Genomic DNA, 12,937 nt, shown 5'->3' with positions numbered 1-12,937 from the left:
GAGCGACGGCGCTGTTTCGGGGCCCGGCGGGCGCTCGGTCGAGGACGTGCAGCGGATCGTCGAGGCGCTGTACGCGTTCACGGCGCTCACGCCGTCGTCCCTGCTCGGGGTGGCGCTCGTCGACGCGGTTGGCGAGACCCGCACGCAGAATCAGCCGGGGACGCACCTCGAGTACCCGAACTGGCGGATCCCCCTCGCGGGGCCCGACGGCGAGGCGATCCTTCTCGACGAGCTCGCGGCAAACCCCCGCTTCGCGTCCCTCATGAGGACCGTGCGGGAGTCGGTCGGAAAGTGAATCGGGGAGGCCGGTCCCTTCCTGCTCACTTTGGCTGGGCCGCTGAGCCGCCCGCCGGCGTGTCTCGGATGCCACGCCGACGGGGTGCATCGCCAACTGAGCACGAACGGACGGCGCCCACCGCCAACGGCCAGCTCAGGAGCCCAGGGTCTCGCTGATCTGCCGCGCAGCGCGCCGCACGGCGGCGCTGATCTGCTCGGACTTCTCCTCGTCCATGCGGAACGCGGGGCACGGGACGGACAGCGAGCCGACGAACTTGCCCTCGCTGCGAATCGCGGCAGCCATGCTCCACACACCCTCGTCGATCTCCTCGCGGCTCACGGACCAGCCACGATCGGCGTCACGGCGCACTTCCTCGAGGAACCCCTCGACCCCCGAGACAGGGGGGCGTTCCCCCCGGGAGATCGCCTCCTCGACATAACGAAGGCGCTCGCCCTCAGCCATCGCACCCATCACGAGGTGCGCGCTCGCCCCGCGCAGGGGCGGGAGGTACTGCCCGACCTCGAACGAGAGCCGCAGCCGCCGCTCGGCCTCGATCCGATGCGTGCACACTGGCAGCCCCGCAATGGGCTGGACCAGGAGCACAGTCTCGTCAGTCTCCGCGGCGAGCGCCTGCATGAACGGTTGGACCACGTCGATGAGCGACGTCGCGCGCCTGGCCGTCTGGCTGAGCGCGACGAGCCGCATCGTGAGCCGGTACTGGCTCCGCCCTGCCTCCTCGACGAGCCCCATCTCGCGAAGCATCGCGACGTATCGGTGCGCCGACGGAACCGGCATGTCCACCAATTCGGCGAGCTCGCGCACCGTTGCGAGCGGGGCTCGTTCGAACGCGAACAGCATGTCGATCGCGCGCCGGGCGCTGTCTGCGCCGGACTTTGCTACGGCCACTGATGCCTCCCTGTTGACTCCATCACACGGCTGGCCTATCTTCGAATCACACCCTGTGAAAATACAGTATCACATAGCGATATGTTAGCAAATCACCCCCCGGCCCCCCACTCATCCCCCTTGAAGACATCTGGAGGCTCAATGTCGAGCACAGTAGCAACCGCAACGAAGGCAGAGGTCAGCGTGTCGCGCTACCGATGGGTGATCCTGGTCGCCTGCTGGGCCTCGTTCACCCTCACCTCAATCGACCGCTCCACGTGGGGCCCGGCTTCGGTGTTCGTGGGCGAGAGCCTCCACGTCACGGTCGAGGCCCTCGGCGCTTTCGCGACCGCCTATTACATCGGCTACGTCGTGACCAATTTCTGGAGCGGCTTCGCCTCCGACGCGATCGGCGGCAAGGTCATCCTCACGGTCTCCCTCCTGGGCGCGGGCGCCTCGATGCTGGCCTTCGGCTCGACCACGAACGCCGCCGTCGGCATCGCAGTCCAGGCGGTCGTCGGATTCTTCGCCGGCGCCGACTACGCCGCGGGCATCCGCCTGATCGTGAGCTGGTTCAAGCCCCAGGAGCAGGGCTTCGCGATGGGCATCTTCACCGCCGCGACGTCGCTCGGCACGGCCACCGCCAACTTCGTGGTCCCGGCCCTCATCACGGCCTCGGGCTGGCGCACCTCCTACATCATGTTCGGCGCGATCTCGGTCGTGGTCGCCGTGGCCCTGTTCTTCACGCTCAAGCCAGGCCCGCTCGTCACCGAGCACAAACACGCGCCGAAGGGCCGCTTCAAGCGCGACCTCGCGGCGATGTTCACCAACCCGAACCTGCTGTTCACGTGCCTCGCGGGCTTCGGCGCGTTCTGGGGCCTCTACGGCTTCGTGACGTGGTCCAACACGCTCATGATCAAGGGCAAGCACATCTCGCCGGAGACCGCCGGCCTCGTCGTCGGAATCTTCGCCGTCGCGGCGGTGCTCGCGAAGCCGATCATCGGCTGGATCTGCGACCGGTTCTTCGGCGGCGCCCGCAAGGTCCCCTCGATCATCCTCTTGGCCCTGTTCGCCGCGATCCTGCTCGTCTTCGGCCGCCTCGACGGCGCGGCGGCGTTCCTCTGGGCCGCCCCGTTCCTCGGCCTGGCCGCCTACGGCTGGAGCCCGCTCCTCGTCTCGCTCGTGCCGCGCCTCGTTCCGAACGGCGTCTCGGGCAGCGCCTCGGGCGTCGCGAACGGCATCTGGCAGCTCGGCAGCGTGATCGTCCCGGTCGTGGTCGGCGCGGCGTTCGGCGCGGCCAAGTCGTTCGACATCGCCTTCCTCGCGCTCGCCGCGGGGCCCATCTTCGGCTTCATCGCCATGCTGTTCGTCCGCGACCGCCAGAGGCCGGCCGTCGCACCCGCTGCCGCTGAGAAGGAGTAAGCGCGCCATGCCAAAGATCGTTTTTGTCCGCCACGAGGGCGAGATCAAAGAAGTCGACGCCGCGGAAGGCTCGAGCGCGATGCGCGCGGCCCTCCTGGGCGGCGTCGAGGGGATCGTCGCCGACTGCGGCGGCGAGGCTTCGTGCGCCACGTGCCACGTCTTCGTGGACCTGGCCTGGACCGAGCGCGTGGGCGAGCCCGGCCTCGACGAGGACGACATGCTCGGGTTCACCGCGTGCGAGCGCAAGCCCAACAGCCGCCTCTCGTGCCAGATCACGGTGCGCGACGAGCTCAACGGCCTCATCCTGAACCTCCCGGAGGAGCAGTGAGCGCCGGGACCGTCATCATCGGGGCGGGCCAGTCCGGCGCGCAGCTCGCGATGTCGCTCCGCGAGCTCGGCTACGCGGACGGCATCGTGCTCGTGGGCGACGAGGCCGGCCTCCCGTACCAGCGCCCGCCCCTGTCCAAGGAGTACATGTCCGGGCACCTGGACGCCGCCGATCTCCCGATCCGCGCGGCCGAGTACTACCGCGAGCACGGCATCGAGCTCATCGCCGGCGACCCGGCGGCGTCGGTCTCGCGCGAGGACTCGAGCGTGACTCTCGCCTCGGGCCGGACCCTGCCCTACGCTCGGCTCGTCTTCGCGACAGGGGCCCGCAACCGCCGTCTAACGTTCGACGGCGGCGAGCCGGCTAACGTCCACTACCTCCGCACGCGGGGCGACGCCGAGCGGCTGCGCGGCGCGCTCTCGGCCGCGCAGAACATCCTCGTGGTCGGCGCCGGCTTCATCGGCCTCGAGTTCGCCTCCGTGGCGAGCCTCGCCGGCGCTCACGTCACGGTCGTCGAGATGGCGCCCCGCGTCCTGGGCCGCGCCGTGTCCGAGGAGATCTCCGCGTACTTCTCCGCGCGGCACACCGAGTGGGGCTCCGAGGTCCTCGTCGGCACGGCCGTCGAGGAATGGGTGCGCGCCGAGGACGGACGGGTGACCGGCGCCCGCATCGGAGGCGAGGTCCGCGCCGTCGACCTCGTCCTCGTGGGCATCGGCGTCGTCCCGAACGTCGAGCTCGCCGAGGCCGCGGGCCTCGAGATCGGCAATGGGATCGTCGTCGACTCGTCGCTCGCGACATCGGACCCGGCGATCTTCGCGATTGGCGACTGCTCGAACCACCCCCGCCCCGAGACGACCGCGCTCGTGCGCGTCGAATCGGTCCAGAACGCCGCGGACCAGGCCCGCTTCCTGGCCCGGCGGCTGACCGGGGAAGGCGGCGAGTACGCCGACGTGCCGTGGTTCTGGAGCCACCAGACGGGCGACAAGCTCCAGATCGCCGGGCTCTCCCAGCCCACCGACGCGACTTTCGTCCTCGGCGACACAACCCAGGGCCGCTTCTCGGTGTGCCGGATCCGAGACGGCCGGCTCATCGCCGTCGAATCCGTCAACAGCCCGGGCGACCACCTCGCAAGCCGGCGCCTCCTGGCCCACGGCGTGCACGTCTCGGAGGAGCAACTGCGCGAGCCCGAGTTCTCGCTCCGCGGCGCCCTCAAGACCGCCGGGACCCTCACCACGAGCTCAGCTCACGAAAGGACACCAGCATGAGCAACCTGACGATCCCAGGCCTCGACGGCCTCGTCGACACCGAGAAGGGCTTCATCAGCCGCGAGCTCTTCGTCGACTCCGAGCTCTACAAAGAGGAGCTCGACAAAGTATTCACCCGCGCGTGGCTCATGGTCGGCCACGAGAGCCAGATCCCGAAGAACGGCGACTTCTTCACGTCGCGCATGGGCGACGAATCGGTCATCATGTGCCGCGACAAGGCCGGCAAGATCCAGGTCTTCCTCAACTCGTGCCGCCACCGCGGCATGAAGGTCTGCCGCTACGAGTCCGGCAACACCTCGCTCTTCACGTGCCCGTACCACTCCTGGACGTACACGACGGACGGGAAGCTCCAGGGCGTCCCCCAGTACCGCAGCCTCTACGAGGGCCAGCTCGACCGCGAGCGGAACGGACTCGTCTCGGTGGCCAAGCTCGAGAACTACAAGGGCACCATCTGGGCGACGTGGGACAAGGACGCCCCCGACTTCGTGACCTACCTCGGCGACGCGAAGATCCACCTCGACCAGGCTCTCGACTGCCGCGACGGCCGCGAAGGCGGCTCCGAAGTGATCGGGGTCCACAAATGGATCCTCCCGGCAAACTGGAAGTTCGCGGCGGAGAACTTCCTCGGCGACACCTACCACAACCCGAGCCACCGCTCCGTGGACCTCATCGGCATCGGCCCGAGCGCCGCCGCCGGCAAGAAGGGCCGCCGCGACAACGAGATGGAGAAGGCCCAGCACATCTGGGTGAGCTTCCCCGAGGGCCACGGCGTCCACTCGGCCGTCCAGCCCAGCGAAAACGAGTACATGGAGTCGTTCCTCGACAACCCCGTCCTCGAGGAGTACTTCCGCCACTGCTACGAGGAGCGCAAGGCGCGCCTTGGCGAGCATTCCCGCCTCCTGCCGTTCGTCGGGGCGATCTTCCCGAACACCTCGTACCACGGCCGCCAGCCGCGGGGCCTGTGCGCGTGGCACCCGCAGTCCCCCACGAGCACGGAAGCGTGGCGCTTCTTCCTCGTGGACGCGGACGCACCCACCGAGGTCAAGGACTACCTGCGCCGCTACTACATGCGCTACTCGGGCCCGGCGGGCATGACCGAGCAGGACGACATGGAGAACTGGCTCTACGCGACGCAGGCCAGCACCGGGACCGTCGCGCGCCGCTACCCGTTCAACTACCAGCAGTCGCTCGGCGCGGACATCCCTAGCTACGAGGGCTACGCGGGCAGCACGACCCTCCAACCGACCGAGCAGATGGCGCGCGGGTACTACCGCACGTGGAAGAACTACATGAGCGGCGCCAACTGGGACGTCCTGCTCGGGAGGACCGACAAGTGACGGCATCCAAGGTCGTCATCGTTGCGGGCGGAACCTCCGGGATCGGGCGCGACATGACGCTGGGTCTGGCCGAGGCGGGGCACCGGGTCGTCGCGTTCGGCATCACGGCCGGCGCCGTCGCGGACACCGTCGCGGAGGCCCAGGACCGCGGCCTGAGCGTGGATGCGCTCGGCGGCGACGTCTCCGACGCGAAGGAGGTGGCCGCCGTCGTCAATTTCACCACCGCGAAGCACGGCCGGATCGACGCACTCGTGAACAACGCGGCGATCGGCCCCCTCGGCACGGTCCTCGACACGGACGAGGAGCTGTTCGACAAGATCGTCGCGATCAATCTCAAGGGGACCTTCTTGACCTCGCGCGCCGTCCTGCCGCACCTCATCGAGGCCGGCGGCGGGTCGATCGTGAACATCGGCTCGGGCTCCGGGTGGGGCAAGCCGAACATGGCCGCCTACTCGGCGAGCAAGGGCGGCGTGTTCGCGCTCTCGGCCGCGATGGCCTACGACTTCTTCCACCACCGCGTCCGCGTCAACACCGTGGTCCCGGGCGGCGGGGGAATCGTCTCCGGAATCTCGCTCGACCGCGTGGGCGGGGACGCCTCGAAGCTCGGGAAGGGCGCCCCCGGCTCCGTGGCCGGTCGCCCGGTCAACGGCATCGACATGGCCAACACGGTCGCGTTCCTCGTGAGCGACGCGGCCGAGGCGATCTCGGGCACGGTCATTGATGTGGGCTGCTTCTCCCACCAGGGCGGCCCGGTGACAAGGAAGAAGGATTCATGAGCACACAGGAAATCGCCGTCCGGGACGACGCGACCTACCGACTCAAGGCGGATATCGAGGACTTCCTCTACGCCGAGGCGGACCTCATCGACAACCGCCAGTTCAAGGAGTGGCTCGACCTCCTCGAGGAGGACATCGTCTACTTCATGCCGATCCGCCGGAACGTCAAGTTCGGCCAGCACGCGGAGCGGGAGAACACGGTGTCGGGCCAGGGCATCAGCTGGTTCGACGAGGACAAGTGGACGCTCTCCAAGCGCGTCGAGCAGATCCTCACGGGCGTGCACTACGCCGAGGAGCCGCTCTCGCGCGTGTGCCACATGATCTCGAACGTCCAGATCCTCGCGGTCCGTGACAACGAGGCCGGCCAGCGCGAGGTCGACGTGCGGTCGCGCTTCCTCGTCTACCAGAACCGGGTCGAGTACGAGACGTACCTCTTCGTGGGCAAGCGCAACGACACGCTGCGCCTCACGGACGCCGGGTGGAGGGTCGCGCGACGCGAGATCATCCTCGACCAGAACGTCCTGCTCGCGAAGAACCTCACCACGTTCTTCTAAACCGCCAAAGCCCAACCAAGGACTCAACAATGATCAATGTGATTGCCCTCGAGGTCGGTGCCCGCATCGAGCTCGTGGCCGGCATCAAGGCCACCGTCGTGGAGAACATGGGCGACGGCCAGTGGATCGAGGCGCGCGTGGACGGGGCGGACAGCGCCGAGCTGACCCACTCCGAGGACATCGTGCGGATCCTGCAGGACTGATCAGGAGGAAACCATGCTGCGCTTCGACAACATGCCGAGCGACTTCAACCCGATGTTCCTGTTCCTCGGCCACCGGGACGACCTCCTCGCGCTCACCAAGGTGCTGCGGGACTTCGAGGCCAGCCCGGCCGCGATCGACGTCCGCGAGGCGATCCCCGACGCCGGGGGCCGCTCGCACCTGACCATCATCCCGGGCGACGGGATGGACGCCCCCTACGGGCTGCGGCCCGCGCCGGGGGAGAACCACTTCACGTGGATGCTCAACCCATGGCAGGCCGGCCAGGTCGCGCTGCGAATCGAGGCGCTCACGCCGCAGGAGCTCAAGTCCGGGAACGACATCATCGAGCTCGGGCTCGAGGGCGAGATCCCCGTGAAGGTCTCGCGGGGAGAATTCACGGACAACTTCCTCACGCCCCGGCACCACCTCGATCCGGAGTACCGACCGGAGACCGACGGCGCCTGAGGATCCGATCGGCTCCGCACCACGACCGCCGGCTCCGGCCTCGGGATCGAGCTCGACCCCGAGGCCGCAACCGTCCCCTCCGCTCCATGACCGTCCCGGAGAGGCATGACCGCCCGTCATGACAGACGGTCATGCCCTCAACGGACGGTCAGCCCGAGCTAAGGAACGGTCAGCGAGCGCCGTCGTCCGTCCCTGTTGCGCCGTCACGTCCGCAGGGTGCGCACCCCGCAGATGTGACGGCGCAACGGCGTTCAGCCCTGGTTGCTGAAGGCGGCGTCGAAGGACTGGGCGCTGGGGGCGAAGTCGAACCTCTTGAGCGCGGCGAGGGCCTCCGGGGCGCCCTGGAGGCGGTCCATGCCGGCGTCCTCCCACTCCACGGAGATGGGCCCGTCGTAGCCGATCGCGGTCAGGGCCCGGAAGCAGTCCTCCCACGGGACGTCCCCGCGCCCGGCCGAGACGAAGTCCCAGCCCCGCCGCGGGTCGCCCCAGGGCAGGTGCGAGGAGAGGATCCCGGCGCGGCCGTTGCCCATCCTCATCCGGGTGTCCTTGCAGTCCACGTGGTAGATCCGATCGGCGAAGTCCGTGATGAATGCCACCGGGTCCAGGCCCTGCCACATCATGTGCGACGGGTCCCAGTTGAGCCCGAACGCGGCCCGGTTCCCGACGGCGTCGAGGGCGCGCTTGGTGGACCAGTAGTCGTAGGCGATCTCGGAGGGGTGGACCTCGTGGGCGAAGCGGACCCCGCACTCGTCGAAGACGTCCAGGATCGGGTTCCACCTCTCGGCGAAGTCCCGGTACCCGGCCTCGATCACGTCAGCCGGAACCGGCGGGAACATGGCAACGTACTGCCAAATCGAGGACCCGGTGAACCCGACCACGGTCTCCACCCCCAAAGCCTTGGCCAGGCGAGCGGTGTTCTTCAGCTCCTCCGCCGCCCGCTGGCGCACCCCCTCGGGCTCGCCGTCGCCCCACACCCTCGAGCCCACGATCGCCTGGTGGCGGAAGTCGATCGGGTCGTCGCACACCGCTTGGCCCTTGAGGTGGTTCGAAATCGCGAACAGCTTGAGGCCGTACTTCTCCAGGATGCCCAGCCGCTCCGCGATGTACGCTGCGTCGTCCCACCGCCACGCGTCCAGGTGCTCCCCCGACACCGCAATCTCCAGCCCGTCATACCCCCACCCCGAGGCATACCGGGCCACCTCCTCAAGAGTCAGATCGGCCCACTGGCCAGTGAACAAGGTAAACGGGCGGGACATGAGAATTCCTCTCCTTGGTTCGTTTCGGTTCGCGGGCCTGTCCGTTCGCGCTCAGTTAGGGGTTCTTGCTCCGGCGAGCCGGCGGCCGACGCGCCGGGGCGGCCCGAGTTTCGGGGTCCTATCTGGGCAGGAAGGGACACCACCGTGACGGCGGTGGAGTGGGCTAGAGGTGGACGGTGGCGGACTTTGCGGCCGCGGATTCCTCGATCGCGGCCAGGACGCGCTGGACCTGCAGGCCCTCCTCGAACGAGGGCGAGGGCGGGGCGCCGTCGCGGATCGCGATCAGGAAGTCGCGGATCTGGTGCGTGAAGGTGTGCTCCCACCCGATCACGTGCCCCTGCGGCCACCACGCCTCAAGGTACGGGTGCTCGGGCTCGGTCACGACGATCCGCCGGAACCCCTGCTCCGCCACGGGCCCGGACGCGTCGAGGAACTCGAGCTCGTTGAGCCGCTCGAGGTCGAACGCGAGCGAGCCCGCGGACCCGTACACCTCGATCCGCAGCGAGTTCTTCCGCCCCAGCGCAACCCGCGAGGCCTCCACCGAGGCAACCGCCCCGCCGGAGAGCACGAGCGTGGCCCACGCCGCGTCATCGACCGTCACCTCCTCGACCCCCGACGGCCCAGGCCGGCTCCCCACGAAGGTGTGCAGCCGGCCCGAGGCCTCGGTCACCGCGTCGGAGAGTAGGAACTGGACCTGGTCGATCGCGTGCGAGGCAATGTCCCCGAGCGCCCCCGACCCCGCGGTCTCCTTCCGCAGCCGCCACGTCATGGGCGACTCCGAGTCCGCGAGCCAGTCCTGAAGATACGACGCGCGGACCTCCCGCACCGCCCCCAGCCGCCCCTCCGCGATGAGCTGCCGCGCGTACGCCAGGGCGGGCACGCGCCGGTAGTTGAACCCGACCATCGACTGCACCCCGCGCGCACGGGCATCCCGGGCCGCAGCGACCATCCGCTCGGACTCCGCCAGGGTGTTCGCGAGCGGCTTCTCCACGAGCACGTGCTTGCCCGCCGCCAGCGCCGCGACCGCGATCTCCGCGTGCAGCCACCCCGGAGCGCAGATGTCCACGATGTCCACATCATCCCGGCCGATCACCTCGCGCCAGTCCGTCGCCGACTCCGCCCACCCATACCTAGCCGCCGCCTCCGCGACCTGCTCAGCGTCCCGGCCCACGAGAACGCGCTGCTCGACGGCCGGCACCTCGAAGTACGCGGCCACATTCCGCCACGCCTGCGAATGCGCCTTGCCCATGAACGCGTACCCGACCGCGGCGACACCGAGCGGACGGCTCATGCGAGCACCCCATCAAGCGTCGCTTCTTCCGGCGCCCAGTCTTCGGGGATGGGAGCGGACGACGGCGCCGAGCTGGCGACGTCGGTGAACGCACCAGAGTCGATCGACTCGGAGATCGCCACCATGGTGTCGAGCACGTGGTAGGCGAGCTGGCCCGTGGCGCGGTGGGGCTCGCCGGCGCGGATCGAGCGGGCCATGTCGAGCACGCCCATGCCGCGGCCGTTCGCGGGGCCGGTCGTGGGGACCTTGGTCCACTCCTTCTCGCCGGACTTGCAGATCTCGAGGTTCCCGTCGAAGTAGTTCGGATCCGGGAGGGAGAGCGTGGCCTCCGTGCCGGTGATCTCGACGAAGCCCATGCGCATCCGCGGCGACTCGAAGCTGAAGATGCTGTGCGAGGACGCTCCGCCGTCGAACTGCGCCATCGCGCTCACATGCGTGGGCACCTCGACCTCGAACTTCTCGCCAGCCTTGGGCCCTGACCCGATGACCCGCGTGGCCTTGGCCTTCGAGCCGAGCGCGGCGACCCGGCGCACGCTGCCGAAGGTCTGCACGAGGGCCGTGAGGTAGTACGGGCCCATGTCGAACAGCGGCCCGGCGCCCGGCTGGAACAGGAAGGCGGGGTTCGGGTGCCACGACTCCGGACCAGGAGTCTGGAACACCGTCTGGGCGGTGAGCGGGACGCCGATGTCTCCGCGCTCGATCACCCGCCGGGCCGTCTGCAGGCCAGCCCCGAGGAAGGTGTCGGGGGCGCACCCAAGCCGCAGCCCGGCGTCGGCTGCTTCTTCCAACAGGGAGAGGCCGCTCTCGCGGTCGAGCGAGAAGGGCTTCTCGCTCCACACGTGCTTGCCCGCGCGCACGGCCGTCGTGGCGACCTCGACGTGCGCGGCCGGGATCGTGAGGTTCACGATGATCTCGACGTCGGGGTGCCCGAACGCGAGCTCCGGGGTGCCGTGCTCGGCGATCCCGTACTCCTCGGCGCGGGCCTTCGCCGCCTCGGGGAACAGGTCCGCGATGACGTGGACCTTCACGTCCGGGAACTTGGTGAGGTTGTCCAGATACTGCTTGCTGATGACGCCCGCGCCGATGACGGCGATGCCGACCGGTCCGCGGCTCACTTGGCGGCCTCTTCCGCCGAAAGGGCAGCGGCCGGCGCAGCAGAAGAACCGGCGGCGCCGGCCTCGAGGTAGCGCAGGGACGCGGCGACGCCGTCGAAGATATCGCCCGCGTACTCGTCGAACTCGACGACGCCGACCTCAAGGTGCTTCGCGGCGCCGATGACGCCCCACACGTCGACCTCGCCCTGGCCCGCGGGGACCTGCGCGAAGCGGTCCCCGTTGAGGGGGCCGTCCTTGATGTGGATCGCCACGACCCGCTCGCCGAGCCGCTCGAGCAGCGCCGCAGGGTCCACGCCGCCCTGGGCTGCCCAGTATGTGTCGACCTCGAGGACGAGCTCGGGGTCGAGCAGGGAGGCGAAGTACTCGAGCGCGGTGGTGCCCTCGACGTTCGACTCCAGCTCCCAGTTGTGGTTGTGGTAGCCCACGCGGATGCCGTACTCGGCGCCCTTCTTCGCGGCCGCGTTGAGCCGGGCGGCGGTGTCGCGGATGGTCTCGGCGTCCTGCCAGTGCTCGGCCGGGAGGTAGGGATCGATCACGGTGCCGATGCCCAGGCGCTTCGCGGCCGCGAAGATCTCGTCCTGGTCCGCGGACAGGAGCGGAGCGTGGCCCGTGGGCGCCGTGATGCCGTTCTCGGCGAACGCCGCGGCGAACTCCCCGGCGCGCTCGGCGAACTTGTACGGCTCGACCTGGGTGTAGCCGATTTCGGCGAGCCGCCGGACGGCGCCCGGCAGGTCCGCCTCGATCGCATCGCGGACGGTGTAGAGCTGGACCGAATAGGCCATGGGGAACAGGGTCCTCTCGTCGGGTGTGAGCGGGTTCTTTGCCTCGGGCGGGGCGGACGGGCCTCGACGCCCGTGAGCTGCCTTACTCGGCAGCGTAGAGGGACTTTTGACGGCGTGCAAGCAAAAGTTGGAAAGCCGTCATCATACTTTTGGGTCGTGGAATTGCGGAACCCCCTGTGCGACACTATCCTCCATGGCTGATGACCGACGCAACGGGGCACGCACGCTCGTTGAGACCGCCCCCGGCGAGCTGGGCACCGCCGCTGCGGTCTATCGCGCCGGCGACCTGTTCCAACTGCTGCGCGACGGAAAGCCGTGGACCCGTGCACAACTCGCCATGACCACCGGCCTTGCCCGGTCCACCGTCGCGGGCAAGGTCGATCTCCTGCTGAATTCCGGGCTCGTCGTCTCCGTGGGCGAGGCCCTCTCGAGCGGCGGCCGCCCGCCGTCGCGCTTTGCCTTCCACGCGCAGGCGCGCGCGGTCCTCGCGGTCGACGTCGGCGCGAGCCACGTGCGCGTGGCACTCACCGACCTCAACGGCGACGTGCTCGCGGAGGAGCGAAGCGCGCTTCCCGTCGCATCGGGCCCCGAGGCCGTACTCGGCTACGTCATCGAGTCGGGGAGGCGCCTCCTCGGCGAGGTGCACCAGCCCGAGATGCTCCTGGCCGGCGTGGGGATCGGGCTTCCGGGGCCCGTCGAGCACGCGACCGGCCGGCCCGTGAAGCCGCCGATCATGCCCGGATGGGACGGCTTCGACGTGGTCGGCTTCGTGCAGCGGGCGCTCCCCGTGCCCGTGCTCGTGGACAACGACGTGAACATCATGGCGCTCGGCGAGCGTGCCGGGTACTGGCCCGGCGTCGACGATCTGCTGTTCATCAAGGTCGCAACCGGCATCGGCTCGGGCATCATCAGCAGCGGCCAGCTCCAGCGCGGCGCTGACGGCACCGCGGGCGACCTCGGGCACGTGCGCGTGGCGCGCGGCG

The 12,937-nt window shown here is 69.3% G+C and carries 14 protein-coding genes and 1 pseudogene; 10 read left to right on the top strand and 5 right to left on the bottom strand.

The window, feature by feature from the left end; genetic code table 11:
* Window positions 1-295: pseudogene (locus ACLN58_RS10690) on the top strand (4-alpha-glucanotransferase); the annotation flags it as partial.
* Window positions 296-430: 135 nt separating this feature from the next.
* Here the strand turns inward: ACLN58_RS10690 and ACLN58_RS10685 are convergent.
* Window positions 431-1,183, bottom strand: coding sequence for an IclR family transcriptional regulator (locus tag ACLN58_RS10685; RefSeq protein ID WP_415855246.1), 753 nt, complete (start codon window positions 1,181-1,183; stop codon window positions 431-433).
* A gap of 141 nt (window positions 1,184-1,324) precedes the next feature.
* Between ACLN58_RS10685 and ACLN58_RS10680 the strand changes: the two genes are divergently transcribed.
* The 8 genes from ACLN58_RS10680 to ACLN58_RS10645 are packed head-to-tail and all read left to right on the top strand — an operon-like array spanning window position 1,325 to window position 7,510.
* Window positions 1,325-2,584: an MFS transporter gene (locus ACLN58_RS10680; protein ID WP_415855245.1), complete on the top strand. Its 1,260-nt coding sequence runs from the start codon at window positions 1,325-1,327 to the stop codon at window positions 2,582-2,584.
* A gap of 7 nt (window positions 2,585-2,591) precedes the next feature.
* Complete coding sequence (locus ACLN58_RS10675; RefSeq protein ID WP_415855244.1) at window positions 2,592-2,912, top strand: 2Fe-2S iron-sulfur cluster-binding protein; 321 nt, start codon at window positions 2,592-2,594, stop codon at window positions 2,910-2,912.
* The gene (locus tag ACLN58_RS10670; RefSeq protein WP_415855243.1) at window positions 2,909-4,177 is read left to right on the top strand and encodes an NAD(P)/FAD-dependent oxidoreductase; all 1,269 of its coding nucleotides are present in this window, start codon (window positions 2,909-2,911) and stop codon (window positions 4,175-4,177) included. The genes ACLN58_RS10675 and ACLN58_RS10670 overlap by 4 nt, the downstream gene beginning before the upstream one ends.
* Window positions 4,174-5,514, top strand: a complete 1,341-nt coding sequence (locus ACLN58_RS10665; RefSeq protein WP_415855242.1) for an aromatic ring-hydroxylating oxygenase subunit alpha — start codon at window positions 4,174-4,176, stop codon at window positions 5,512-5,514. The genes ACLN58_RS10670 and ACLN58_RS10665 overlap by 4 nt, the downstream gene beginning before the upstream one ends.
* Entirely contained in the window at window positions 5,511-6,290 is a 780-nt protein-coding gene (locus ACLN58_RS10660; protein WP_415855241.1) for an SDR family NAD(P)-dependent oxidoreductase, read from the top strand. Before ACLN58_RS10665 ends, ACLN58_RS10660 begins: the two co-directional genes overlap by 4 nt.
* Window positions 6,287-6,844 (top strand): 3-phenylpropionate/cinnamic acid dioxygenase subunit beta, encoded by a 558-nt coding sequence (locus ACLN58_RS10655; protein ID WP_415855240.1) that lies wholly within the window; start codon window positions 6,287-6,289, stop codon window positions 6,842-6,844. Before ACLN58_RS10660 ends, ACLN58_RS10655 begins: the two co-directional genes overlap by 4 nt.
* A 29-nt stretch (window positions 6,845-6,873) precedes the next feature.
* Window positions 6,874-7,047: a hypothetical protein gene (locus ACLN58_RS10650; protein WP_415855239.1), complete on the top strand. Its 174-nt coding sequence runs from the start codon at window positions 6,874-6,876 to the stop codon at window positions 7,045-7,047.
* Window positions 7,048-7,060: 13 nt separating this feature from the next.
* Window positions 7,061-7,510, top strand: coding sequence for a hypothetical protein (locus tag ACLN58_RS10645; RefSeq protein ID WP_415855238.1), 450 nt, complete (start codon window positions 7,061-7,063; stop codon window positions 7,508-7,510).
* A gap of 251 nt (window positions 7,511-7,761) precedes the next feature.
* On the opposite strand, the gene ACLN58_RS10640 is transcribed toward ACLN58_RS10645, so the two are convergent.
* The 4 genes from ACLN58_RS10640 to ACLN58_RS10625 form a co-directional block, all read right to left on the bottom strand.
* On the bottom strand, window positions 7,762-8,766 hold the full coding sequence (locus tag ACLN58_RS10640; protein WP_415855237.1) for a sugar phosphate isomerase/epimerase family protein: 1,005 nt from the start codon (window positions 8,764-8,766) through the stop codon (window positions 7,762-7,764).
* Between the two features lie 163 nt (window positions 8,767-8,929).
* A complete protein-coding gene (locus tag ACLN58_RS10635) occupies window positions 8,930-10,057 on the bottom strand; it encodes a Gfo/Idh/MocA family protein (RefSeq protein WP_415855236.1) in 1,128 nt (375 codons plus the stop codon).
* Window positions 10,054-11,172, bottom strand: a complete 1,119-nt coding sequence (locus ACLN58_RS10630; RefSeq protein ID WP_415855235.1) for a Gfo/Idh/MocA family protein — start codon at window positions 11,170-11,172, stop codon at window positions 10,054-10,056. The genes ACLN58_RS10635 and ACLN58_RS10630 overlap by 4 nt, the downstream gene beginning before the upstream one ends.
* Window positions 11,169-11,954 (bottom strand): sugar phosphate isomerase/epimerase family protein, encoded by a 786-nt coding sequence (locus ACLN58_RS10625; RefSeq protein WP_415855234.1) that lies wholly within the window; start codon window positions 11,952-11,954, stop codon window positions 11,169-11,171. The genes ACLN58_RS10630 and ACLN58_RS10625 overlap by 4 nt, the downstream gene beginning before the upstream one ends.
* 193 nt (window positions 11,955-12,147) lie before the next feature.
* On the opposite strand from ACLN58_RS10625, the gene ACLN58_RS10620 reads away from it, so the two are divergent.
* Window positions 12,148-12,937: ROK family protein (locus ACLN58_RS10620; RefSeq protein WP_415855233.1), on the top strand; the 790-nt coding region annotated here is incomplete at its 3' end.

The organism is Sinomonas sp. G460-2, from assembly GCF_047759905.1.
Classification (GTDB): Bacteria; Actinomycetota; Actinomycetes; order Actinomycetales; family Micrococcaceae; genus Sinomonas.
Note: the sequence above shows the minus strand (reverse complement) of the source record. Positions and strands in the feature narration are given on the sequence as shown.